The following is a 23,337-nucleotide window of genomic DNA, read 5'->3' as shown; positions in this document are numbered from 1 at the left end:
CTCTGGGTGTCAGTCCCTCAGCGCGGCGATCGCGTCCGTGAGGGCCTGTGCCACGTCCGGTACGGAGACGTGGGCGCCGTCGCGGACGACGGTCCGGCCTCCGACGACGACGTGGCGGACGTCGGCCGCGGTCGCCGCGAAGACGGCCGTCTCCGCCGCCAGGCGCGGTGCGGGGCCCGCCGTGCGGACCGAGTCGAGCGCGAGCGTCGTGAAGTCGGCGAGTGCGCCCGGCTCCAGGCGGCCCGCGTCCTCCCAGCCGAGGGCCGCGTGGCCGTCGGCGGTGGCGGCGCGGAGCAGGGCGGCGGCGGTCCAGTGGCCGCGCGTCCGGGTCCGCAGCCGCTCGTTCAGCTCCATCGCCCTCGCCTCCTCCAGGAGGTCGACGACGGCGTGGCTGTCGCTGCCGAGGGAGAGCGGGGAGCCGGCCTGCTGGAGGGCGACGGCGGGGCCGATGCCGTCGGCGAGGTCCCGTTCGGTGGTCGGGCACATGCAGGTGCCGGTGGCGGACCCGCCGATGAGGGCGATGTCCGCGTCCGTCATGTGGGTGTTGTGGACGCCCGTCGTGCGCGGGCCGAGGACGCCGTGGTCGGCGAGGAGCCGGGTCGGGGTGACGCCGTGGGCTGCGTGGCAGGCCTCGTTCTCGGCGGTCTGCTCGGAGAGGTGGACGTGGAGCGGGGCCCGGCGTTCCTCGGCCCAGCGGGCGACAGTGGACAGCTGGTCCGCGGGGACGGCCCGCACCGAGTGGATCGCCGCGCCGACGCGTACGCCGTCCCGGTCCTTCAGCGCGCTCGCCCGCTCGGCCCACGCCTCCGCCGTACCGTCGGAGAAGCGGAGCTGGTGCTGCTCGGGAGCGGCGCCGAAGCCGGCGGAGAGGTAGGCGGTGTCGAGGAGGGTGATGCGGATGCCGGCTTCTCCGGCCGCCGCGATCAGGGCCTCGCCCATGGCGTTGGGGTCGGCGTAGGGGGTGCCGCCGGGGGCGTGGTGGAGGTAGTGGAACTCGCCGACGGCGGTGATGCCGGCGAGCGCCATCTCGGCGTACGCGGCTCGCGCGAGCGCGAAGTAGCTGTCAGGGGTGAGGCGTTGGGCGACGGCGTACATGACCTCGCGCCAGGTCCAGAAGGTGCCGGCGCCGACCTGGACGGTGCCGCGCAGGGCGCGGTGGAAGGCGTGGCTGTGGGCGTTCGCCAGGCCCGGGATCGTGAACCCGCGCAGGACGACGGCGCCGGGCGGCGGGGCCTCCACCCCGGTCCGTACGGCGGTGATCCGGCCGTCGCCGGACACGTCCAGGGCGACGCCCGGCTCGATGGGGGTCCCCCCTGCTCGAGCGGAGCCGAGAGCTTGGGGGAGGACGCCGAGCCAGGCGTGCTCCAGCCAGTAGGTCGTCGGCGTCATCGGCACGCCAGCTCCTCCAGTACGTCGGCGAGGGCGCGGACGCCCGCCACGCAGTCGTCCTCGGCCGCGAACTCGGCCGGGGAGTGCGAGACGCCCGTGGGGTTCCGTACGAACAGCATGGCGGTCGGGATGGAGGCGGACAGGATGCCCGCGTCGTGTCCGGCGCCCGTGCCGAGGACGGGGGTCTTCTCGCCGAGGATCCGGGCCAGCTCGTCGCGCAGGGCGTGCGAGAAGTCGACGACCGGGGTGAAGGACTCGCGGACGACGGCGAGGTCGGTGCCGTGCTTGGCGGCGTGGTCGCGGGCGGCGGTCTCGATGCCGGCGACCACGGCGTCCAGGGACTCCTGGTCGGCGGCGCGGGCGTCGAGCCAGCCGCGGACGAGCGAGGGGATGGCGTTGACGCCGTTCGGTTCGACGGCGATCTTGCCGAAGGTGGCGACGGCGCCCGCGAGTTCGGCCTCGCGGCGGGCGGCGAGAACGGTCTCGGCGTACGTCAGCATGGGGTCGCGACGGTCGACGAGCCGGGTGGTGCCGGCGTGGTTGGCCTCGCCCGCGAAGTCGTAGCGCCAGCGGCCGTGGGGCCAGATGGCGGAGGCGATGCCGACGGGGTCGCCGGTCAGGTCGAGGGCGCGGCCCTGCTCGACGTGGAGCTCGACGAAGGCGCCGATGCGGGCCAGCCGTTCGGGGTCCGCGCCGATCCGCTCGGGGTCGTGGCCGGCCGCCTCCATGGCCTGCGGCAGGGAGATGCCGTCGGCGTCGCGGAGCTCGTACGCCTTCTCCTTGGTCAGCTGGCCGGAGGTGAGGCGGGAGCCGACGCAGGCGAGGCCGAAGCGGGCGCCTTCCTCGTCGCCGAAGTTGACGATGGCGAGGGGGCGCTTGAAGGAAGCGCCGCGGGCGCGGAGTTCGTCGAGGGCGGCGAAGGCGGAGACGACGCCGAGGGGGCCGTCGAAGGCGCCGCCGTCGGGGACGGAGTCCAGGTGGGAGCCGGTGACGACGGCGTCGCCGGCCGTGGGGTCGCCGAGCCAGGCCCACTGGTTGCCGTTGCGGTCGGTCTCGACGTCGAGGCGGCGGGCCTCGGCCTGCATCCGGAACCAGAGCCGGCAGTCGGCGTCGGCGCCGGTCCAGGCGTAGCGGCGGTAGCCGCCCGAGGCGGCGCTGCGGCCGATGGGCCGCAGCGACCGCCACATGGCGTGGAACGTCTCGCTCACGCGGAGCCTTCCTCGGCGTCGCCCTCGCGCATCGGGACGCGGACGCCGCGCTCGTCGGCGACCCGCTCGGCGATGTCGTAACCGGCGTCGACGTGGCGGATGACGCCCATGCCGGGGTCGTTGGTGAGCACGCGGCGGATCTTCTCGCCCGCGAGCGCCGTGCCGTCGGCGACCGAGACCTGGCCGGCGTGGATGGAGCGGCCCATGCCGACGCCGCCGCCGTGGTGGATGGAGACCCAGGAGGCGCCGGAGGCGACGTTGACCATGGCGTTGAGCAGCGGCCAGTCGGCGATCGCGTCGGAGCCGTCGAGCATGGCCTCGGTCTCGCGGTACGGGGAGGCCACCGAGCCGCAGTCGAGGTGGTCGCGGCCGATCGCGAGCGGGGCGGCGAGGGTGCCGTCGGCGACCATGTCGTTGAACATGGCGCCGGCCTTGTCGCGCTCGCCCTGGCCGAGCCAGCAGATGCGGGCCGGGAGGCCCTGGAAGTGGACGCGCTCGCCGGCCATCTTGATCCAGCGGTGCAGGGACTCGTTCTCCGGGAAGAGGTCGAGGATCGCCTTGTCCGTCTTGTGGATGTCGGAGGCCTCGCCGGAGAGGGCGGCCCAGCGGAACGGGCCCTTGCCCTCGCAGAACAGCGGGCGGATGTAGGCGGGGACGAAGCCGGGGAAGGCGAACGCGCGGTCGTAACCGGCCAGTTGGGCCTCGCCGCGGATGGAGTTGCCGTAGTCGAAGACCTCGGCGCCGGCGTCCATGAAGCCGACCATGGCCTCGACGTGCTTGGCCATCGACTCGCGCGCCTTCCGCGTGAACCCGGCCGGGTCCTTGGCGGCGGCGTCGGCCATGTCCTCGAAGGCGACGCCGACGGGGAGGTAGGACAGCGGGTCGTGGGCCGAGGTCTGGTCGGTCACGATGTCGATGGGCGCGCCCTCGGCGAGCATCTGCGGGACCAGTTCGGCCGCGTTGCCGAGGAGGCCGATGGAGAGCGGGCGGCGGGCGTCGCGGGCCTCGACGGCGAGGCGGAGGGCGTGGGCGAGGTCGTCGGCCCTCACGTCCAGGTAGCGGTGCTCGATGCGGCGCTCGATGGCGCGCGGGTCGACGTCGATGCAGATCGCGACGCCGTCGTTCATCGTCACGGCGAGCGGCTGGGCGCCGCCCATGCCGCCGAGGCCGGCGGTGAGGGTGATCGTCCCGGCGAGGCTGCCGCCGACCCCTCCCTTACCAATTGAATGCAGCTTCGCGGCGACGGCGGCGAAGGTCTCGTAGGTGCCCTGGAGGATGCCCTGGGTGCCGATGTAGATCCAGGAGCCGGCCGTCATCTGGCCGTACATGGTGAGCCCGAGCTGCTCCAGGCGCCGGAACTCCTCCCAGTTGGCCCAGTCGCCGACCAGGTTGGAGTTGGCGATGAGGACGCGCGGCGCCCACTCGTGGGTCTGCATGACGCCGACGGGGCGGCCGGACTGGACGAGCATCGTCTCGTCCTGCTTGAGGGTGCGCAGGGTGCGGACCATGGCGTCGAAGGAGCGCCAGTCGCGGGCGGCCTTGCCGGTGCCGCCGTAGACGACGAGCTTGTCGGGGTGCTCGGCGACCTCGGGGTCCAGGTTGTTCTGCAGCATCCGGAGGGCGGCCTCCTGCTGCCATCCCAGGGCGCTCAGTTCCGTACCGCGCGGGGCCCGTACGAGACGAGGGGACGGCCCGGAGGGCCCCGCTTGAGGGCGGTGGTGGGAGACGGGTGGGCGGGGTCCTGACATGGCGATGCCTCCTCGAATGTCGTCCAGATATTCACATCCTGACCTGATGAATAGTTGTAGTCAACAGGGCGGGGCCTGCCGACACCCCGGTGACGCGCCGGGAAAGGCCCGTCAGGACCAGGGCATGGCCTCCCGCCGCCAGGCCCGCCACCATGGATCCCATGGCCTCCCACCGCCGCGACCTCGCCGTCCGAGCCGCCGTAGCCCAAGGACTCCTCACCCCCGAAGCCCCCGTCGTCGCCCTCCTCGACACCGCCGGCATCCGCGCCTCCGCCGCCGCCCTGACCAGCGCCTTCGCCGCCGTCACGCGGGCCGGGGTGCTGCACGCCTTCGCCGTGAAGGCCGCCCCGCTCGTCCCCGTCCTGCGGCTCCTCGCCGAGGCGGGGCTCGGCGCCGAGGTGGCGAGCCCCGGGGAGCTGGCCCTCGCGCGGGCCGCCGGGGTGCCCCCGTCCCGTACCGTCCTCGACTCGCCCGCCAAGACGCCCGGCGAGCTGCGCGAGGCCCTGGCGCTCGGGATCGCCGTCAACGCCGACAACTTCCAGGAGCTGGCCCGCCTCGACGCCCTGGTCGCCGCCGCCCCCACCGCCTCGCCGCTCGGCCTTCGGGTCAACCCGCAGGTCGGCGCCGGTGCGATCGGCTCCACGTCGACCGCCACCGCCACCTCCAAGTTCGGGATCGCGCTGCGCGACGAGGGCGCCCGTGAGGCCGTCGTCCAGGCGTACCTGGACCGGCCCTGGCTCACCCGGCTGCACACCCACACCGGCTCCCAGGGCGTCCCCCTCACCCTGATGGCCGAAGGCGTCGGGGCCGCGTACGAGCTGGCCGAGGAGATCAACGCCAAAGCCGGACGGGCCCAGGTCGACACCCTCGACATCGGCGGCGGCCTGCCGGTGAACTTCTCCTCCGAGGAGGAGACCCCCGCCCACGCCGACTACGCCCGGCTGCTCGCCGCCACCGCCCCCGGCCTCCTCGACGGGCGCTACCGCCTGGTCACCGAGTTCGGCCGCTCCCTCCTCGCCAAGCACGGCACGGTCCTCACCCGCGTCGAGTACACCAAGACCTCCGGCGGCCGCCCGATCGCCGTCACCCACGCCGGCGTCCAGCTCGCCACCCGCACGGTGTACGCCCCCGAGGTCTGGCCGCTGCGGATCCTCGCGTACGACTCCGAGGGCCGCCCCCGCACCGACGGGGACGTCGTCCAGGACGTGGCGGGCCCCGCCTGCTTCGCCGGGGACCTCCTCGCCGCCGCCCGTCCCCTGCCGCTGCTCCACCCCGGTGACGTGGTCGCGGTGCCGGACACCGGCGCGTACGCCTTCGCCCACCACTACGCCTACAACAGCCTCCCCCGCCCCGCCGTCCACGGCTTCACCGTCGCCGACGACGGCACGGTCTCCTTCGTGACCGTCCGCCCCGCCCAGACCTCCGAGGAGATCGTCGCCGAGGCGGGCGGCGCCCACGCCGACGCGCTCGTCCGGTAGCGCGGGCCCCGGACAGCCACTTCGATGAGGCTATGACCACCACCACCGTCGTCGAGCGCCGGGTCGCCGCCTCGCCCGGCCGCGTCTGGGAGTCGATCACCGACCTGCCGGCCCTGCCCCGGGTGCTGTCCGGCGTCCAGCGGGTCGAGGTGCTCAGCGAGGGCGTCTTCGACGTGGGCACCCGCTGGCGCGAGACCCGGCGGATGCTCGGCCGGGAGGCCACGGAGGAGATGACCGTGACCGAGTGCGAGCCGCCCGACCGGTACGTCACGGTCGCCGACTCCCACGGCGTGCGGTACGTCTCCGAGCTCTCCCTGCGCGCCGACGGCCCCGGCGCCAGCGTGCTCCGGATGACCTTCTCCGCCCGCCCGGCACACGGCCGCGTCCCGGGCCTCCTCACCCGCGCCCTCGCCCGCGTCGGCACGAAGGCGGTCTCCAGGATGCTCGCGAAGGACCTCGACGACATCGCGAGGGCGGTGGAGAGCCGCTACTGACCGAGCCCGATCCCGCCTCTTGCCTCAATTCCGGCCATGCGTGGGCATGTTCCGATGGAAAATGCCAGAACCCCCTCCCCGTGCCGCTCCGTTGAGTAACGTCACCGTCACTGCCGTTGCCCGCACGCCGTATCGGGAGGGGAACCCGCGTGCCCGGAATCGACGAGTGCCTCATGGAGGCCATGGCCCTGCAGGGTGCCCGCGGAGCCTGGCTCGTCGACTGGAGCAGCGGGCTCGCGCTCGGGACCGCGGGCGAGTCCCCGGTCGGCGACCACGAGACGACGGCCGCGGAGACCGCCGAACTCGCCCGTGCCGCAGCCGAGTTCGACTCCTTCACCGCACCGGGCGAAAGCACGGCGGAGACGGCGGAGACCGGGGACGTACCGCCCGTCGAGGACCTGATCGTCACCACCCGCACCGGCTACCACGTCCTCCGCTTCGTCCGGACCTCCTTCGACAGCAGCGTCTTCCTCCACCTCTGGCTCGACCGCGAGACCGGCAACCTCGCCCTCGCCCGCATCCGCCTCGGCGACCTCGCCGAGAGGCTGGTCCTGGGATGAGCGTCTCCCCGATGCTCGTCCGGCTCGCGGCGGAGAAGGCCACCGGCGCCCTGCTCCGCGACCACGGCACCCTCTACCTCGTCGACGGCCGGGTGGTGCACGCCGAGAGCCCCGCCGCCCCCGGCATGGACGTCCTGCTCACCGCCGGCGGGCGGCTCCCCCGCGAGGGGTGGGACGAGGCCGTCGACCGGGCCGGCGCCCACCGGGCGGTCGGCCGCTTCCTCGTCGACAGCGGCCGGCTGCGCGACGGCGAGCTGGAGATCTGCCACCTCGGCGCCGTCTTCGACGCCGCCTTCTTCGCCCTCTCCCCCACCAGCGGCCCCACCCGCTTCCGGTACGGAGTCGGCCACTGGTTCGGCACGGTGCGCCCGGTCTCCGCCGAGGCCGTCGAGCGCGAGACCCTCCGCCGCCGCGAACTCCTCGACGCCGTCTGGCCGTACGCCTCCGTCGACACCGCCCCCGTCGTCCCCCGCCCGGCCGTCCCAGGCCAGGGCCCCGGCGCCCGCCGCCGCGCCCTGCTCGCCGCCGCCGACGGCGTCCGCACCCCCGCCGACCTGGCCCGGCTCCTGGGCCGTCCCGCCTTCCACACCCTCCTCGACGTCCGCAGGCTCGCCGCCGCCGGACTCGTCGAGACCCCGTCCGACCCGGCCCCCGTCCCGTCCTTCACCCCGTTCTCGCCGGTCCCTCCGGTGGCCGACCCCGACATCGCCCTGCTGCGCCGGCTCCGTGACGCCCTGGAGGCACACCTGTGATGAGGCGTGCTCTGCGCCTGCGCGCCGAGAGGAGACAGTTGATGACAGCCGAAGCCGAGGTGCTCGGCGAGCTGAGACGCCTGCGCGCCCGGCTGCCCCAGCTCACCGGGGCACTCGCGGCCAGCGCCGACGGCCTCGTCCTCGCCCACGACACGGCGGACGGCGCCGCGGAGAGCGTCGCCGCGCTGACGGCCGCCGCGCTCGGCGTCGGCCGAAGGCTCACCGAGACCACCGGCCAGGGCGGTTTCCGGGAACTGCTCGTCCGCGGCGAGGGCGGCTACGTGGCCACCTACGCGGCCGGCGGCTCCGCCGTCCTCACCCTGCTCGCCGACCCCCGGATCAACGTGGGCCGGCTCCACCTGGAGGCCCGCCGGTCCAGCACCCGCATCGGGGAACTGGTCGACGGAGCACTGTCCCGCAGAGACCCGAACTGACCCCAGAGAACCGAACCCAGAAAAGGAAGCGACACCATGGCGAACACCGAGACCTCCCTCAAGGAAGCGATGGCGATCGAGGGCGCGATCGGCGCGGCCCTCGTCGACTACACCAGCGGCATGGCGCTCGGCACCATCGGCGGCGGCAAGGAACTCGACCTGAACGTGGCCGCGGCCGGCAACACCGACGTCGTCCGCGCCAAGGTCCGGGCGATGGAGATGCTGGGCCTCAACGAGGAGATCGAGGACATCCTCATCACCCTCGGCACCCAGTACCACCTCCTCCGGCTGCTCAAGGGCCGGGGCGCGAACGGCCTGTTCCTGTACATGGCGCTGGCGAAGGACCGGGCCAACCTGGCGATGGCCCGCCACCAGCTGAAGAAGATCGAAGCGGAACTGGAGATCTGACCCTCCCCGTCTCACCCCCGGAGAGCCATCGCCCCCCGGAGAGCCGCCACTCCACGGAGAGCTCCTCACTCCACGGAGAGCTCCTCACTCCACGGAGAGCCTCTCACTCCACGGGGAGCCTCTCACTCCACGAAGAGCCCCCGCTCCGCCGCCTTCGTGTCGAACTGCTCCAGGCGCGCCTGCGCGTCCGGCAGGCCGTCCGCCATGGCCTCCAGGAGGACCCGGCCGAGGAGCATCGGCGCGCAGGCGGTGTCGAAGGCGAGGCCGGTGCCGACGGCGGCCGGGATGAGCAGGTCGGAGTGGGCGGCGACGGGCGCGAAGGCGGACTCGGCCACGGTCACCACCGTGAGCCCGGCCGCCCGCGCGTACTCCAGGGCCTCGACGACCTCGCGCGGATGCCGGGGCAGCGCGAAGCAGAGCAGCACGGTGGCCCCGGCCCGTACGGCCGCGTCGATCCGGTCCGTGAGCATCGAGCCGCCCTCGTCGAGCAGCCGGACGTCCGGGTGCACCTTGGCGGCGAAGTAGGCGAACCCGCGGGCCTGCGAGGAGGCCGCCCGCAGGCCGAGGACGAGCAGCGGCCGGGACCCGGCGAGCAGCCGCCCGGCCCGCTCCACGGGCGCGGGGTCGGCGAGCAGCCCGGCGAGGTGCCGCAGGTTCTCGATCTCGGCGAGGACCGCCTGCTGGTACTCGTTGTGCCCGGCGTCCTCCCCGGCCGCGGGCTCGGGCGGCGCGACCTCCCGCAGATGGCGGCGGAGCGCCGGATACCCGTCGAAGCCGAGCGCGACCGCGAACCGCGTGACGGACGGCTGGCTGACCCCGGCCAGCTCGGCGAGCTCCACGCTGGACAGGAACGGCGCGTCGGCGGCACGGCGCACCATGCAGTGGGCGATCCGCCGCTGCGTGGGCGTGAGCCGGCGCCCCTCGAAGAGCGCCTGGAGCCGCCCGGCCGGGCTGTCACCCATACCGTCCCCCTTCATCCCATTCACCCCTGACCTTGTCTGCATAAGGATATGCAGACAAGGTCAGGGGCGACCCAAAGGTGGGGGCGGGTGAGAGCTGAAGTTCTAAATGCGAGTGTGAACTCCAATCCGATAGTGCACTTGCTAGTGTGAACCCCTAGATGAGAGTGATGTGCATCACTTTCAGGAGGTGCGTGTGTCGCTACGGCGATTGGCGCTGGTCACAGCTCCACGGGCGGGTGAGGCGTTCGAATCCTGGGTGGATCGGATAGCGCGGGTGAACCGGTGTCCGACGGCCGAGGTCGCGACCATGATGGGGCTTGGGCTGCGAGGGTCTTCCGCAAGTGTGCGGCCTCCTCTGTTCGGAGTGCGGTCCGACGAGACGGTCCGGCGGGCGATGTTCGCGGCGACGGGCGTTCCCGGCGGCCTGGTGGACGGGATACATCTGTCCGTGTTCGAGGGCGGGCCGTTGAACGTCGCGGCGGTACTCGCGGCGGGGCGGGCACGGCGGCCGTCTGCGGGGCAGGAGTGGGCGGCGGCGCATGGAAGCCGGGCGTGTCCGTGCTGTCTGCTGGTGTCCGGTGGGGTGTGGCAGCTGTGGTGGAAACTGTCGTGTGCGGCGGTGTGCCCCGAGCACCGGGTGGTGTTGCTGGATCGCTGTCCTTCGTGCGGCTGGGTGCTGCGGTGGGGCGGGGAGCGACCTCGGGTCGTGCCGGCGCAGTGGGTCAGGCCGCCGACCTGCTGTGCGAACTCCGTTCGCGGGAGGCCGTGCTCGCAGTGGCTGCCCGCGGTTCGCGTGAGCCGGGCGGATGGCGGGACGGCCGAAGCGCAGCGGCGATGGCTGGATGTCGCATGCGGGCGGGTACGCCCGGCGGTGGGAGGCGTGGACGTGGCGGCGGCCGAGTGGTTCGCCGCGTTTCGCGCGTGTGTGATCTTGCTGCGGCTGGGGCTGCCGAGGGTTCTGGGGCGTCTGCCGGATGTGCCTGCCTGGTGTGCCCGGGTTCTGCTGGAGGAGCGCGTCGAGCGCGGGGCGCATGGTGGCCGGTTCGGGTGGGGTCCGGCGTCGGCCGGGGCTGCGGCGGCGTTTCTCACGGTGCTGATGCCCCTGCTGGCGGAGAGGGACGTGCGGGAGTTGTCGCGGCGGCTTGCGCCGCTGGTACGGACGGCGGCGGACGAGGGGTGTCTGGCGGCTCGTCCGTTGGAGCGGCTCGCGGTGCCGGAGGTGTTCGCGGAGGCTGTGGCGGCGCAGGTGCCGGTGGGACGTTCGGCCAGGAGTCCGTGGGAGAAGGGGAGGTCGCGGTGAGCGGGGACACGGACGTGCCGGAACCGTCGGAGGCGTCGGTCCGGGAGATCGACCTGGTGCGGGTGCGGTACGTCGGTGCCGAGGGGGCCGAGCGTCTGGTGCGGCTGGAGGAGGCGGCCGGCGTACGGTTCGAGGACGGCCGGATGGTGCGGGCCATCCCCAGCTATCGGGGCCAGGGACACATGCCGGGTCAGTACTGGGTGGCGAAGTGGGGTGACTTCGTCGAGTACGAGAGCGTGCTGGAGTCGAAGTGGCTGACGCTGCTGGACTTCGATCCGCGGGTGACGGCGTTCGTCACGCAGCCTTTGGAGTTCGACGCCATCGACGCCCGAGGAGCGTGGCAGCACACGCCGGATGTCTTCGCGCGTCGCCGGGACGGCAGCGTGCTGCTGCTGGACGTGAAGAACCCCGAGCTGCGGGACGACCCGAAGGTGCTGCTGCAGGAGGAGCGCACTCGCCGTGTGTGTGAGCGGCTGGGCTGGGAGTACGCGATGGTGTCGGAGCCGAGCGGGCAGCGCTGGGTGAACGTCGATCTGCTGTCCAGTGCCCGGCGTCCGCTGCATCTGGGTGTGGATCTGGTGCCGCGTCTACTGGAGCTGGCCCGTGAGCCGGTGGAGATCGGGGAGCTGATGCACTTCATGGAGTTCCCGGATCTGGCTCGCGGCGTTCTGTACCACTTGATGTGGCATCAGCGGATCGTCACGGATCTGGACCGTCCGCTGCGGGATACGACGCTGGTGAAGACCGCGGCGGAGGTGTGGACATGACGAACGAGGGCGCGGTGCGGCTGCGGTACGGGACGCGGCTGTGGCTGGACGATGAGGTGCACACCGTGACCGGGGTGACCGACGACGGGGTGCGGCTGCGTTCGGAGAGCGGCTCGTGGACGGTGATCGGTGTGGGGCACCTGCTCGCGGACCCCACCTTCCGTCTCTGCGACGACGCCGAGATCCCCGAGGGCGAGCCATCCGATGAACAGGACGCTGTGGAGCGGAAACTGTGGCTGGATGCCGCCGCGCTCTTCGACAAGCTGACCGACAAGCAGCTGGAGGACCTCCAGAGCGCCCAGGAGCACCTCCTGGAGATGACCACCGGCTATCGCGGCGGAGATCCGGAGAACGCACGGCCCGACGAGCCGAGGCCGGAGTACGCCCCGGACCTGCCGCTGGTCCAACGGGTACGGAGCAAGGCGCGGGAGCTGGGCTACAGCGAGCAGCAGATCTGGCGGCGGCTGCGCCGGTGGCGGGAGGAGGGTCCGTGGGGGCTGGTGGACCGGCGCCGCCACCGCCCCTCGGATCCGCTGGCGGGTGTGGATCCCCGGCTGATCAACGCGATTGTCACCCAGCACCATGTGACGGAGGCCGACGACTCGACCGGCAGCCTGAACCGGCTGCGGCGCCGGGTGGAGCGCCGGCTGGCCGACGTCCACGGCCCGGGCGCGGTGAAGATGCCGTCGCAGAAGTCGTTCAACCGGTACGTGGCCGCTCTCCTGCCCGGCCTCTACACCACCGGACAGGCCACGACACGCCAGTCGGTGGCGAACCGGCCGGACGGGCACTACCAGCCGATCACCGCCAGCCGTCCCGGCGAGCTGGTGATGATCGACACCAGCTGGCTGGACGTGCGCGCCTACGATCCGGTCGAGGACGTCGTCTTCTCGGTGGACCTGACGATCGCCATCGACGTGTGCACCCGCAGTCTGCTGGGGTGGCGTCTGGTTCCCAAGGGCACGAAGGCGGTGGACGCGGGCCTGGTGATCGCGGACGCGATGATGCCGGAGCCGATGCGTCCGGGCTGGCCCGAGGGGCTGCGGCACCGGATGCTGCGGCTGCCGTGCGAGCCGCTGCTCGCGCGGGACGAGCGGTTCGCGGCCGCCGCGGCCCGCCCGGTGGTGTTTCCCGAGAAGATCGTGATCGACCACGGCAAGGCGTTCGCCTCGCAGGCGGTGAAGAACGTGTGCCGCCGCTACGGGATCACCATCCAGGACACCCGCAAGTACCGTCCCACCGACAAGCCGCAGGTCGAGGCCGCGTTCAAGACGATCAGGAGCCAGTTCTCCCAGCACATCGCCGGCTACAAGGGCAATCACGTGGTGCACCGGGGCCGGGACGTGGACGCGGTGGCCCGCTGGACGATCGAGGAACTGGAGGAGTTCTTCGCCGAGTACGTCGTCGCGGTCTACCAGACCCGCCGGCACAAGGGGCTGGTACTGCCGGGGTTCCCGGAGATCAGCCTGTCGCCGAACGACGCCTACCGGCTCGCCGTGCACCGCTGCGGCTACATCGCCGCCCCGCGCGACGCCAACCTTTTCCTGGAGCTCCTGCCCATCCACTGGTGCACGATCACCAACCGCCGCATCCAGAAGGACTACCTGCACTACAGCGCGCCCGTCCTGCGCGCCCACAACGGCACCAAGTCCCCCTACCCGCAGGCAAACGGCACCTGGCCGGTCCGCTACGACCCGCGGGACGTCACCCAGGTCTACTTCCACGACCCCTACACCGGCGTCTGGCACACACTGCGCTGGAGCCACGCGCTGACCGGCCTGGAGCCGTTCACCGACATCACCCTGCGCCAGGTCAAGCAGGAACTGCGCGCGCGGGGCCGCGACCCGCAGGACCAGGAGGCCGTCCTGGACGCGCTGCTGGACCTGCAGAACCGCACGGACGCCGCCGAGGCGTCCACCGCCCGCTCCCGCCGGGCCCGCGCCCGCGACGCCGAACGTGCCAGAGCCGCGGCCCGGGACAGGGCCCGCACCGAGCTCGTCGACTCCGCCGCCGACACCCCCGTCACAGAGCCCCGCCTGCGGGCCGTACCACCACTGCCGACAGCGAACGAGGAAGAGGAAGAGGTCACGATCGACTTCGACGCCCTTCCCTCGTACGAGGTGTGGGGCGGCCGCCCGGAGAAGGACGGCGCACCGTGATGGCTCCTCCGCCCGGGGACGACGGGGAGTGCCTGCATCCCGGACTGGCCGAACCGCGGACCAAGGAAGACTGGTTCACCTACGTCTTCTACGACCCGCCTTCGCGGCCGCTGCTGCCTCCGTACGAGGTCTACCTGGCGATGGACGACGCCGAGCGGCGCCGCCTGAACCGGACGCGCAACCGCTACCACAGCGCCCTGGTGCTGGCCTGGACACCGGCCGTGCAGCACTTCGAGACCGAGATCACGGAACTGCTGGCCGCCAACGAGATGGCGCCGCCCGGTGCCAGGCTCGGCCTGCTCATCGACGGTCCCCCAACGGTCGGCAAGTCCACCCTGGTCAAGATGATCGCCCGGAAGTTCGAGCAGGAACTGCGGGAGGACTTCCCCGAACGGTTCGCCCCCGAGCGGCTCGGCTCCTACGTCCCCGTCGTCTACATCTCGCTCACCGACCAGGTCACCCCCAAACAGATCTCGCTCGCGATCGCCCGCTACCTCAACGTCCCCACCAGCGGCACCAAGGACATCATCGACGACCGCGTCCTGACCGCCCTCACCGCGAGCGGCACCCAGCTGATCATCTTCGATGATCTGCACTTCCTGGACTGCGCCCACAAGGAAGGCCGGGCCTCCAACGACCACATCAAGTTCCTCGCCAACCACGCCCCGTGCACCATCGTCGGCACCGGTGTCGACCTCGAGAACAGCCCACTACTCAGCGAGGGCGGCCCCGCCGTCCCCCGCAGACGCTCCGACCGCACCAGGACCCCGGCTCCGACAGGAAGCGACGCCCGCACCCAGACCGCCGGCCGCTTCAGCCGCCAGGAACTCGCCCCCTTCACCCTCGACAACGACGACAGCATCCTCCAGTGGGTCGGCGTCATCCGCTCCCTGGAGAGCTCGCTCGCCCTGTACCAACACGAGAAGGAGAGCCTGACCCGCCGGCACTGGCGCTACCTGCACGAACGCACCGACGGCAGCATCGCCGGCCTGCACGCCCTCATCCGCCGCAGCGCCGTACGCGCCGTCCAGCAGGGCACCGAGGCCATCACACAGGAGATCATGGACTCCATCGTCCTGTCGTACGCCCACGAACGCGCCTATGCCAAGGTCACGGAACTGAAGTCCCGCCAGACGACAAGGGCGGCGAAGCAGAAGCAAGACGGTAAGCGGGCTGCGGCTGACGGAAGCGCGTAAGGAGGCCGGCAGTGCACGCCCGGCGCACGCCATGCAGGATCGACGCCGTGGCCCCATCACTGCGCCGTCTCGCCCTGGTGTCCGAGCCGTACCCCGGTGAGTCCCTCCTGAGCTGGGTCGACGCGCTGGCCCGCCTGAACCGCGTCGGCCGCCTGCACGCCCTTCGGCTCGCAGGCTTCGCCCGACCCGATGTCACCGGGTACCAGCCCACCGTGCACTTCGGCGCCCATCTGACCGCGGAGACGACAGCGCGCTTGCTGTGGACGCTCACGTAATTCCCCAGCCAGAAGTTCACGATCTTCCCCAGGGGGATCCCGGAGTCCACCTCGTGGGCACCGTCCCTGGAGGGGAGCGTGGGCGCTCAGCCCCCTGTGTCCCGCCTCGGTTGAACGCGCTGATAGAACCCCGTCATGACGTACCGATTCACTGCTCGTGTCGCCACAACAGAGATCGACCCTGACGGCTACTTCACCGAAGCTGCTCTCGCCGAGGGGGAGGACGGAAGCGGCTTCATCCTGATGTTCATGGCAGGCGAGGACGACCCAGATGATCAGGAGGTCGCCTTGGGCATGGACACACACTGCCTGGTCACAGCCGGGCAGGGAACCGCGTACGGCTGTGTACGCGAAGCCGTGCTGATGGGCAACGTCCTCCGCGTCTCGCTCAACCCTGATGCACTGGAGGACCTGCGGTTGAGCGACAGCGAGATCGAGGCCGTCATCGAAGCACCGGCCGAGGACGTCGTCCTGTTCCGTGAAGTCCTCGCCCAGGTGCTCGCCTACGGGCGTGCGGACGCTGTGCCCATTCGTGTAGCCGTCTGAGCCAGCCATTGGGCCGGGCCCGAGGGTGGGGAATTACGTGAAGCCGAAGACGCGATCCGTGGGGAATTGCGTGACCGTCGACACGTGCAAGCCGCCACCGGACTGGCCGCCGCCCGGCAGCAGGCGATGACGCTCGCGCACTACGCCGGTGGCGTGCTGCCCGCGTTTCCCTCTCCCCCGCGCTGGCGGACCGCCGCCGTCTGGGTGGCCCGTCTCCGTCTCGCCCTGTCCGAGCGGTCGCGCGCGTGCCCGGCGTGTCTGCGCGAGAGCGGCGGGCGCTGGCTGCTGCGGTGGCGCCTGGTCTGGTCCTTCGCCTGCGTACGCCACCGCGTCTACCTCCTCGGCGCCTGCCGCGGCTGCGGCAACGGTCTGCACCGGATCGGCCCCGGCCCGGCGGACGCCGTCGTGTGCGGCCAGTACGACCGAGGCAGCCAGGGACGCGTCTGTCTCCGGGTCATCTCCCGCATGCGTCCTCCCCGACTGTCCGACCCGCATCTGCTCCAGTGCCAGCGCCATCTCGACCGCCTCGTCGACCACCCGCACGGTGACGGCGGCCGGGACATCCTCCAGTCGCTGCATACGGCGCTGGAGGACATCCGCATCGGCTACGACGACGCTCCGCCGCTTCCGGAGGACACCGACGCCGTCCTCCACCGGCGCTGGCACGGCCATGGCGGGGCCCTGGGGTACCGGAACGATCCACTGCTGACGGCCGCTCTCCTCAAGATCGCCACGGCGGGCGGCCTCGCCGCCTCCCAGGACACCCTCGCACAGGCCGACACGGCCTCGTGGTCGGCCGACGGACTCCTTCCCCCGGACACCGGCGCACCGCCGGCCAACCGCTTCGGCGGCACGTGCCGCGCGGTCGCCTGCGCGGCCTGGGTACCGCCCGGCCAGGGCCACGTGGTGAAGACACAGCTCCTGTGCCCCGCACACGCGGATCACGTCATCACGCCTGGCACCGCAGACCTCGTCCCCCGGCGTTCCCTCTGAGCACCGCTCGATGACGAAAGCCGTAGCCTGGCGGGACGGGCCGCGTGACCCTTGTGGTTGTGGGCGGTCCGTCAGCCGAGCGGCCCCACCGCGGGCGTGTCCCAGCGGACGGACCGGGCGGCGATGCGTACGAGGGCGGACACCGCGGCAGGCGTGCCCCTCTCCAGCGTCCACGACAGCGGCGGCTGCCACGACTGCCCCTGTGTCTCGTGCACGGCAACGATGACAGGACTCTCCATCCGGTCGAGCAGACCGGCCAGCGTCTTGCGGTGTGTGACGTCGCGGACGGTCAGGACGAGCTGCTGCAGCAGGCGGCGCGAGGTCTCGTTGTGTGAGGCGTCGGCAGGGGTCAGCAGCGCCTGGACGCGGCGCTGGACGTGAACAGCTTCCTCGTCGCCCACCGGTAGCGCCGGCATCTCCGCCACCGGGAACCCGCACACCGTCGTCCCGAGGCGCCGTGCGCCGCGGCCGTTCCGCGCCGCCGGACGCATGCAGTGCGTGCGCTGTCCGACGCCGGTCGCCTCCAGACGCCAGTACAGCCTGAGGCCGCAGCGGGGGCAGCGGTCCACCAGGTACACCAGGTGGTCCGCGCACAGGAAGGTCCACTTCAGCCGCCAGCTGAGCAGCCACCGGCCGCCCGACGCCTCGACGCACAGCGGGCACGCGGCCGAGTGATCGCGGCGCAGCCACGGCTGGCTCACGCGCACCCCCTGATCGACGCGCCCGTTGTCCGCAGCCAGCTGCGGCAGCGCCGTCGGCGCGTAGAAGGCGAACAGCATCCGCTCCACCTGCGCCGGCCTCAGCCCCGTGCGCCGCCGCAGCCCTTCCAACTGCTCCGGGCTCAGATGGAACTGGTGGGTACTGAAACTCGCGCTGCCCGGCAGTCCCAGGGCCCGCAGGGCCGCCGCCCGCGACACCCGCAGACTCGCCGCGACCGTGTCGACCCAGCTGACGAACGCCTCCCCCGGAAACGGGACCGGAACCACCCCGAGCCGCCGGACCGGCTCCTCCTCAGCCACGGCCTGCCCTTCCCTGCCTCTGCTCCCCGGCCGCGCTCTCCATGAGGGGCCGCGCCGGATTCTCGCCCTGGCGGGGCAGCCACGACGGACGGAAGTCCGGATGCCCCGCGTAGGGCAGCAGCAGGCATCGCACGGCGTACCGAAGGGACCTTCCCTCGCGTGTACGGGGAGCGGTGGCCGCGCAGGCGTCCAGGATCAGCCGCTGGGCCTCGATCCGCTGCCGGAGCAGATCGTCGTCCTCCTCGCCCAGGCGCTGTTCCTCCTCACGCAGGCGCGCGTCGAGGAACCTCAGGCACGGCTCGGTGAAGGCGTCTGGCCCGATGTGTTCGCGGGACCGGGCCCGACGGGTGAACGCCTGAGCGTGCTGCGGGCAGTAGGTGTCCCAGCCTTCGGTGTCGCCCAGCACGACGCCGTGCCCGGCCGGCACCCAGGCGGAACATCCGCTGTGATGGCAGTGGCCGCCGAACCGGTTCGCGGCCAGTTCGACCTCGCCTCGCTGCCCGGACTGCCTGGCACCCCAGTTCGGCCGTGCGAGTCCGCTTCCGGCCGTCTCGCCATCGGCGGTGTCGGGGCCGGCCTCGGTGGCGATCTTCACGGCGGCGGCCACGAGCAGAGGCCGGTACCGCTCGCCGCTTCCGCCGGGCGCGAGATAGCGGTCCCAGGCCCGGTGGACCGCCTCGTCGGTCGCGGGCAGCCGAAGGGCCCGTACCGGCGACCACGCGTCCTGCATCGAGCGGTACAGCGCCCTGAGGACGTCCCGTACCTCCTCCGGCGTCGTGGTGTGCGGGCCGTCGAGCAGGCGGTCGATCTCCCGCTGGCAGGCCAGGAGCCGGGGGTCTCGGACCGGCTTGCCCCGCATGCGGCGGATGTCGCGCCCGCACGGCTGTGCCGACGTACGCAGCCCCAGCCCCCGCGAGGCCCCGGGACAGATCCAGGACTGCGGATCCCCCGGCCACACCCGGTGCAAGGCGGAACCGCAGCCGGAGCACTGCGAGATCAGGTACCTATGGTGCTGTACGCACGCGAACGACCAGACCAGGCGCCATTTCAGGAGCCAGCGGCCGCCGTTCTCCCGCAGGCACGACGGACAGGCGTTGGAGTGCTTGGGCAGCACCGTCCGCTGCCGGTACCGCCACGCGGCCCACGCCCCGTACTCCTTCGCGTCGTCCGGCGGCAGCGGCTCCAGCGCACTGCCCGCGTAGTGGGCGAGCGTCATGCCACGCAGCTTCTCCCCCGTCACGCCGGTGCTTTCGCTCACCTCGCGCACGACGGTGTCGCTGACGCGGTAGCCGAACACGGCCGACACCGTGCTGGAGCTGATCAGACCCGCCATGCGCAGCGCCTCGGTCCGGGAGACCTGGTTGAGCCGTGCGAGCGCGTCCCCCCAGCTCAGCAGAGACTCACCGGGATAGGGATCGGGTACCAGCGCGAGGCGTCTTGGACTCATGCCCCGGTTTCCCGCCAGGCCTCCGCGGATTCGATCAGCCGGCCCGGGCTGACGCCCAGGCCCTGGGCCAGGGCCAGGATGGTGAGCAGCGACGGGTTCCGTTTGCCGTGCTCGATGCCGATGACCATGCGGGCGGACAGGTCGGCGGCTCCAGCAAGTGCTTCGATGCTCATGCCGTTGCGCTCCCGGGCGTCGCGGACAGCGAAGCCGAAGGCCTGCAGCCGGGGATGGGGAGCACTCTGGGACACCTTGTGATGCCAGCAGGCGCGCCATCGAGATGGCCATGAACGATAGTGCAGTATCGGCGGGCGGAGTGGAATGTGGGGCAGGGCTGATTCAAAGTCGTGGTGATCTTGTCGGGGTGCCGGTCAGCTGATGCCCAGGAGCTTGAGCGGTCGGGTGAATGGTTCGTAGGGCGCCTCGCGGAGTCCGGCGGCGATGCTGCGGTGTCCTGCGTCCCGGAGTGCGTTGATCGCGAGGTTGCGGAGGGTGGCCAGGTTGGCCGGTCCGTGGCCGGTACGGATCTTCGAGGCGTCCTCGGCGAAGGTGGTGTCGCGGACATGGTGGAGCCGGTTCTCGATGGTCCACTGTGACCGGGCCAGCCGGGAGATCCGCTGCGGGGAGGCTTCGGCCGAGGTCAGGTCCGTGATCGCGTAGACGGTCTCACGGGTGCACCTGCCGCTCGCGGTGTCCACGCGGTAGCGCAGGATCCGGGCAGCCTGGACGACATGGGGGGAAGTCCAGACCCAGGCCGGTGACGGTCAGCACCCGGGTGGCTCTCGTCTCCCGGCGGCCGTGTCCGGCCTCGCGGTCGTAGCGGCGGGCGGTCACCTCCTTCCAGGGCAGCGAGCGCAAGGCGGCGAACAGGTCGGGCTGGTCGGCCTTGACCAGGAAGAGGAAGTGCGCCTGCTTCCGCTCGACGAGGAAACGGACGTGAGCGGTCTGGGTGTGCAGGGCATCGGCGGTCACCACGACATTGCGCAGGTCGAACGGCGCGAGCAGGGCGGTGAAGCAGGTGATCTCGTTCGTCTTGCCCGGGACGGGCAGCTGGCTGACGGTGCGGCCTTCACCGGTCATCACGGCCAGGAGATGCACGGCCGGGACGGCGCCGTGACGCGAGCCGCGGGCGCGCTTTCCGTCCACCGCGACGGTGTCGGCCCCGGCCGGGTCCTGGCCGGTCAGGTCCGCCAGTCCGCCCGGACACACCGCGATCACGATCCGGCGGATGGTGGACAGCGACGGCGCGACACGCACGCGAAGTGCCCCGGCGGTGCGAGCGCCGAGCCGGGCCAGGGTGTCCTGCGGTGCCGCCCTGGACCACTGGCCGATCGCCGCCCACGAGCGGGCCCCGGCCGTCACCGCGCAAGCGGCGACCGGCAGTACCGCCACGAACGGGTGACGCACCCCGCGCCGCCGGCGTGGATCGGGCAGCACCGACAGCCGGTCCACGAGCGACGGCAGCGCGCGGTGCTGACGCGACGGCGACTTGATCAAGCAGACGGTGGCAGACTGACGGCACATCGAAGCTCCGGCTGAGAACGGCGACTTGGCAAGGTCACCCGTCTTCAACCGGAGCTTCGTTGCATCCGTCGCGGCCCCCGAACCGATCGTCACACCCCTGTGACCAGGCACACCACAAGATCACCACGACTTTGAATCAGCCCTGGTCGAACGCGGCGTCGCCCGCCTGAAGACCTGGCGGATCTTCCGCAGGTCCCGCTGCAGCCCCAACCGCATGACGTCAATCGCCAAGGCCGTCCTCACCCTGGAGCCAGGGCTTCGGCGTAATCGCGTGACGCCCGGTTTGTGATCACTTGAGGCCGAGGAGCGCGAGGGGAGGACGGGGATCGCGGGCGTTGTGGCGGAGGCCGGCCGCGATGTTCTTCGCTCCGGCTGCCCGGAGGGCTCCGATGGCGAGGTTGCGCCAGGTCGCCATCGCGCGGGGCGCGTTGCCGGTCCGTACTTGCGAGGCGTCCTCGGCGAAGGTGGTGTCGCGGACGTGGTGCAGGGCCTCGATCGTCCAGTGGTCGCGGACGAGTCGGGCGAACTGGGCCGGTGCGGCTTGCTCGGCGGTCAGGCTGGTGACGGCGTAGACCGTCTTGACGGTGGTCTTGCCGGTCTTGCGGTCGGTGCGGCGGCGTTTGATCTGGACGGCCTGGCGGGCGCCGGGGAAGAGGAGGTTGTTCACCGTGGCGACCTTGATCCGGCGGATCTCCGAGCGTCCGTGACCGATGCCCTTGGTGCGGCCCTGAAGCGGGATGTCCTTCCAGGGAAGGGACTTGAGCGGCCTGCGGAGCTTCTTCTGGTTGCCCTTGACGATCACGATGCAGTGCGCCGCTCGGTCAAGGAGGTAGTCGGCGTGCTCGCGCTGGGTGTGCATCGCGTCGCTGGTGACCACGGTGCCGGCCAGGCCGGCGACGGTGTCCAGCAGCGGCTGGAAGCAAGTGATCTCGTTGGTCTTCTCTCCGACGTCCAACTGCGCCATGACCAGGCCGGTGGTGTGCTCCAGCGCGGCGAGCAGGTGGATCTTCCGGTTCTTCGCCCTGGCCGCGCCGCGCAGGCTCTTGCCGTCCACGGCCAGGCCGCGCAGCGCGGCGACCCCGGTTGAATTCGGCCGGCGGTCCGCGAGCCAGCTCCCGACAACTCGGTCCAGTGCGTCTCCGTCGATGCGGGCCAGCAGTCGGCGGACCGTGGTCTCGGCGGGCAGGACCCGCCTGGACAGAAGCGGATCGGGGTCGGCACCGACCTGTTCCAGCACATACCCCGGGGCATCGGCGATCCACTCGCCGACCGCCAGCAGCGAGGTCGCTCCGGCCAGCACCGCGCACGCGGTGAGTGCGAGCACGACGGTCAGGCGGTGACGCACCCCGCGCGGGTCACGAGGGTCCGGCACCTCGGCCAACCGTTCCAGCAGACCCGGGACCTCCTCGGGTCCGACCTGCGGATTCGCACGCAGTTGGTCAAGGGCAGGCGGGATCAGAGATGATGCGTCGGCAGGCACGGTCTTCCACTTGGATCACGGGGCGTAGAGAACTCCATGATCTTGGAAGCCGTGCCTGTCACGTTCCGCGGACATCGATGTGAGCAGATCGACACGAACCGGGCGTCACGCGACTACGCCGAAGCCCTGGCCCTGACCCTGGAGCTGCAACGCTGGAGAAGCTCACTGATCAACCTGACATATTCCACCACTGGATTCAGCAGCCCCGCTTGCGTCGGCAGCACTCTGGGCAGAAGGAAATTCCGCCCGCCCCTCGGCCTTTAGATCGGTCAAACCCCATCCAATGTGTCATCTCATTTGGTCGGCCCCGCAGTAGCGGGAAGGGCGGAAACGATGGTGACGAAGGCAAGGAAGTGGGCGGCTTTACGTTCGCAGCAACAGCGGAGCCAACGGCCCGCCGGGCCAAACCACGATGCGATCGAAGCTTCAGCGATGGCGCCCCGCCCATGCCGAACCCTCGGCGATCAGGTCGACCTTCATGCCGACCCCGCTCCGGTCTCACAGGATACGGGCCGCCAGATCCCCTTTCTCATCGCTCGCCCGTGCACCGAGTCGATCGCACAACGCGACCAGTCGAGCTCGTCTCGGGATCCGGCCCTCTCGAGGATCAGACGGTGGAGATCGACCCACACTCCGGCTTTCGTCCACTCCGAGAAGCGTCGATGAGCTGTGGCTCCCGAAGGACCGAAGGACGCGGACGGCAATTGCTGCCATGCACAGCCCGACGTCGCCACGAACAAGATCGCGGCCAGCACTTCCCTGTCACCGTGGCGCCGACGCCCACCACCCTGAGGCCGCGAAGGAACCTCTGGCACCACCCGCTGAAACAATTCCCACAGGTCATCCGGCACCAATCGCTCAACGATCCCCACCATGACGAACAGCCTATCGAGCCCGCCGGTTGAGATGATCGTGAAACAGCAGTCCCCGTATCGACATAACCCTCAAAAACCACCCAAACGATTGCCACTGCACAGGAAAGCGATCACATCTTGCAAATTACCATACGTCAGGCACCCCGGGGCCGGCGTGACCCACGAGACGCATATCGACTGATGCTAGGTTCTGTAGCCACTGGAACTGAATCCAAAGGGGGGATTCGGTGACCGTCACCAGAATGGATCGGACGGCCGCACCAGCAGGCGTCGACTTCACCAACGTCGACTCTTCGCAACATTTTCAGTGTGCTTTCAAAAGGGGG

At 71.4% G+C, this 23,337-nt stretch carries 23 protein-coding genes and 1 pseudogene; 13 read left to right on the top strand and 11 right to left on the bottom strand.

Annotation, left to right across the window (positions count from 1 at the left end; all coding sequences use genetic code 11):
- Window positions 1-9: 9 nt before the first annotated feature.
- From QK442_RS32370 to hutU, 3 genes are read right to left on the bottom strand one after another with little or no spacing between them, the layout of a single operon-like run.
- On the bottom strand, window positions 10-1,389 hold the full coding sequence (locus QK442_RS32370; protein WP_282697678.1) for a formimidoylglutamate deiminase: 1,380 nt from the start codon (window positions 1,387-1,389) through the stop codon (window positions 10-12).
- The gene (locus QK442_RS32365) at window positions 1,386-2,597 is read right to left on the bottom strand and encodes an allantoate amidohydrolase (RefSeq protein WP_282697677.1); all 1,212 of its coding nucleotides are present in this window, start codon (window positions 2,595-2,597) and stop codon (window positions 1,386-1,388) included. The genes QK442_RS32370 and QK442_RS32365 overlap by 4 nt, the downstream gene beginning before the upstream one ends.
- Window positions 2,594-4,345, bottom strand: coding sequence for a urocanate hydratase (hutU, locus tag QK442_RS32360; protein WP_282697676.1), 1,752 nt, complete (start codon window positions 4,343-4,345; stop codon window positions 2,594-2,596). The genes QK442_RS32365 and hutU overlap by 4 nt, the downstream gene beginning before the upstream one ends.
- Before the next feature lie 152 nt (window positions 4,346-4,497).
- Here hutU and QK442_RS32355 point away from each other — a divergent pair, with 152 nt between their 5' ends.
- The 6 genes from QK442_RS32355 to QK442_RS32330 all read left to right on the top strand — a co-directional run bounded on the left by QK442_RS32355 (window position 4,498) and on the right by QK442_RS32330 (window position 8,471).
- A complete protein-coding gene (locus QK442_RS32355; RefSeq protein ID WP_282697675.1) occupies window positions 4,498-5,823 on the top strand; it encodes a diaminopimelate decarboxylase in 1,326 nt (441 codons plus the stop codon).
- A 32-nt stretch (window positions 5,824-5,855) separates the two neighbouring features.
- Window positions 5,856-6,317 carry an SRPBCC family protein gene (locus QK442_RS32350; protein ID WP_282697674.1) on the top strand — a complete coding sequence of 154 codons (462 nt, stop codon included), beginning with the start codon at window positions 5,856-5,858 and terminating at the stop codon, window positions 6,315-6,317.
- Between the two features lie 149 nt (window positions 6,318-6,466).
- A complete protein-coding gene (locus QK442_RS32345; RefSeq protein ID WP_282697673.1) occupies window positions 6,467-6,877 on the top strand; it encodes a hypothetical protein in 411 nt (136 codons plus the stop codon).
- Window positions 6,874-7,629 (top strand): transcriptional regulator, encoded by a 756-nt coding sequence (locus QK442_RS32340; protein ID WP_282697672.1) that lies wholly within the window; start codon window positions 6,874-6,876, stop codon window positions 7,627-7,629. Before QK442_RS32345 ends, QK442_RS32340 begins: the two co-directional genes overlap by 4 nt.
- A gap of 41 nt (window positions 7,630-7,670) precedes the next feature.
- Complete coding sequence (locus QK442_RS32335; protein ID WP_282697671.1) at window positions 7,671-8,063, top strand: roadblock/LC7 domain-containing protein; 393 nt, start codon at window positions 7,671-7,673, stop codon at window positions 8,061-8,063.
- Between the two features lie 36 nt (window positions 8,064-8,099).
- Window positions 8,100-8,471, top strand: coding sequence for a hypothetical protein (locus QK442_RS32330; RefSeq protein ID WP_282697670.1), 372 nt, complete (start codon window positions 8,100-8,102; stop codon window positions 8,469-8,471).
- Window positions 8,472-8,593: 122 nt separating this feature from the next.
- Here QK442_RS32330 and QK442_RS32325 read toward each other — a convergent pair whose 3' ends face one another.
- Complete coding sequence (locus tag QK442_RS32325; protein WP_282697669.1) at window positions 8,594-9,433, bottom strand: MurR/RpiR family transcriptional regulator; 840 nt, start codon at window positions 9,431-9,433, stop codon at window positions 8,594-8,596.
- Between the two features lie 880 nt (window positions 9,434-10,313).
- Between QK442_RS32325 and QK442_RS32320 the strand changes: the two genes are divergently transcribed.
- From QK442_RS32320 to QK442_RS32290, 7 genes are all read left to right on the top strand, one after another.
- Window positions 10,314-10,733: a hypothetical protein gene (locus QK442_RS32320; RefSeq protein WP_282697668.1), complete on the top strand. Its 420-nt coding sequence runs from the start codon at window positions 10,314-10,316 to the stop codon at window positions 10,731-10,733.
- Window positions 10,730-11,500: a TnsA-like heteromeric transposase endonuclease subunit gene (locus tag QK442_RS32315; protein ID WP_282697667.1), complete on the top strand. Its 771-nt coding sequence runs from the start codon at window positions 10,730-10,732 to the stop codon at window positions 11,498-11,500. Before QK442_RS32320 ends, QK442_RS32315 begins: the two co-directional genes overlap by 4 nt.
- Entirely contained in the window at window positions 11,497-13,659 is a 2,163-nt protein-coding gene (locus QK442_RS32310) for a Mu transposase C-terminal domain-containing protein (protein WP_282697666.1), read from the top strand. The genes QK442_RS32315 and QK442_RS32310 overlap by 4 nt, the downstream gene beginning before the upstream one ends.
- The gene (locus QK442_RS32305) at window positions 13,659-14,855 is read left to right on the top strand and encodes a TniB family NTP-binding protein (RefSeq protein ID WP_282697665.1); all 1,197 of its coding nucleotides are present in this window, start codon (window positions 13,659-13,661) and stop codon (window positions 14,853-14,855) included. Before QK442_RS32310 ends, QK442_RS32305 begins: the two co-directional genes overlap by 1 nt.
- Before the next feature lie 47 nt (window positions 14,856-14,902).
- Window positions 14,903-15,130: a hypothetical protein gene (locus QK442_RS32300; RefSeq protein ID WP_282697664.1), complete on the top strand. Its 228-nt coding sequence runs from the start codon at window positions 14,903-14,905 to the stop codon at window positions 15,128-15,130.
- A 135-nt stretch (window positions 15,131-15,265) separates the two neighbouring features.
- Entirely contained in the window at window positions 15,266-15,676 is a 411-nt protein-coding gene (locus tag QK442_RS32295; RefSeq protein WP_282697663.1) for an Imm10 family immunity protein, read from the top strand.
- A gap of 66 nt (window positions 15,677-15,742) precedes the next feature.
- Complete coding sequence (locus tag QK442_RS32290) at window positions 15,743-16,669, top strand: TniQ family protein (protein ID WP_349239700.1); 927 nt, start codon at window positions 15,743-15,745, stop codon at window positions 16,667-16,669.
- A 71-nt stretch (window positions 16,670-16,740) separates the two neighbouring features.
- On the opposite strand, the gene QK442_RS32285 is transcribed toward QK442_RS32290, so the two are convergent.
- The 7 genes and pseudogenes from QK442_RS32285 to QK442_RS32255 all read right to left on the bottom strand — a co-directional run.
- Entirely contained in the window at window positions 16,741-17,688 is a 948-nt protein-coding gene (locus QK442_RS32285) for a TniQ family protein (protein WP_282697661.1), read from the bottom strand.
- Window positions 17,681-19,135, bottom strand: coding sequence for a DUF6221 family protein (locus QK442_RS32280; RefSeq protein ID WP_282697660.1), 1,455 nt, complete (start codon window positions 19,133-19,135; stop codon window positions 17,681-17,683). The genes QK442_RS32285 and QK442_RS32280 overlap by 8 nt, the downstream gene beginning before the upstream one ends.
- A complete protein-coding gene (locus QK442_RS32275; protein ID WP_282697659.1) occupies window positions 19,132-19,383 on the bottom strand; it encodes a helix-turn-helix transcriptional regulator in 252 nt (83 codons plus the stop codon). The genes QK442_RS32280 and QK442_RS32275 overlap by 4 nt, the downstream gene beginning before the upstream one ends.
- A 120-nt stretch (window positions 19,384-19,503) precedes the next feature.
- Complete coding sequence (locus tag QK442_RS32270) at window positions 19,504-19,830, bottom strand: transposase (RefSeq protein WP_282697658.1); 327 nt, start codon at window positions 19,828-19,830, stop codon at window positions 19,504-19,506.
- On the bottom strand, window positions 19,799-20,749 hold the full coding sequence (locus QK442_RS32265) for an ISAs1 family transposase (RefSeq protein ID WP_282697657.1): 951 nt from the start codon (window positions 20,747-20,749) through the stop codon (window positions 19,799-19,801). Before QK442_RS32265 ends, QK442_RS32270 begins: the two co-directional genes overlap by 32 nt.
- Window positions 20,750-20,945: 196 nt before the next feature.
- A complete protein-coding gene (locus QK442_RS32260; RefSeq protein ID WP_282697656.1) occupies window positions 20,946-22,028 on the bottom strand; it encodes an ISAs1 family transposase in 1,083 nt (360 codons plus the stop codon).
- Window positions 22,029-22,617: 589 nt separating this feature from the next.
- Window positions 22,618-23,011 (bottom strand): annotated as a pseudogene (locus QK442_RS32255) (transposase); the annotation flags it as partial.
- Between the last annotated feature and the right edge of the window lie 326 nt (window positions 23,012-23,337).

Origin of the sequence: Streptomyces sp. CC208A (assembly GCF_030010625.1) — a bacterium.
GTDB lineage: Bacteria > Actinomycetota > Actinomycetes > Streptomycetales > Streptomycetaceae > Streptomyces.
This window is presented reverse-complemented; position numbering and strand designations above follow the sequence as displayed.

Coding starts and splice junctions, on each gene's coding strand:
- QK442_RS32340 (WP_282697672.1), top strand. CDS start 6,874: ATGAGCGTCTCCCCGATGCTCGTCCGGCTCGCGGCGGAGAAGGCCACC.
- QK442_RS32305 (WP_282697665.1), top strand. CDS start 13,659: ATGGCTCCTCCGCCCGGGGACGACGGGGAGTGCCTGCATCCCGGACTG.
- QK442_RS32310 (WP_282697666.1), top strand. CDS start 11,497: ATGACGAACGAGGGCGCGGTGCGGCTGCGGTACGGGACGCGGCTGTGG.
- hutU (WP_282697676.1), bottom strand. CDS start 4,345: ATGTCAGGACCCCGCCCACCCGTCTCCCACCACCGCCCTCAAGCGGGG.
- QK442_RS32330 (WP_282697670.1), top strand. CDS start 8,100: ATGGCGAACACCGAGACCTCCCTCAAGGAAGCGATGGCGATCGAGGGC.
- QK442_RS32325 (WP_282697669.1), bottom strand. CDS start 9,433: ATGGGTGACAGCCCGGCCGGGCGGCTCCAGGCGCTCTTCGAGGGGCGC.
- QK442_RS32355 (WP_282697675.1), top strand. CDS start 4,498: ATGGATCCCATGGCCTCCCACCGCCGCGACCTCGCCGTCCGAGCCGCC.
- QK442_RS32295 (WP_282697663.1), top strand. CDS start 15,266: ATGACGTACCGATTCACTGCTCGTGTCGCCACAACAGAGATCGACCCT.
- QK442_RS32370 (WP_282697678.1), bottom strand. CDS start 1,389: ATGACGCCGACGACCTACTGGCTGGAGCACGCCTGGCTCGGCGTCCTC.
- QK442_RS32280 (WP_282697660.1), bottom strand. CDS start 19,135: ATGAGTCCAAGACGCCTCGCGCTGGTACCCGATCCCTATCCCGGTGAG.
- QK442_RS32335 (WP_282697671.1), top strand. CDS start 7,671: ATGACAGCCGAAGCCGAGGTGCTCGGCGAGCTGAGACGCCTGCGCGCC.
- QK442_RS32350 (WP_282697674.1), top strand. CDS start 5,856: ATGACCACCACCACCGTCGTCGAGCGCCGGGTCGCCGCCTCGCCCGGC.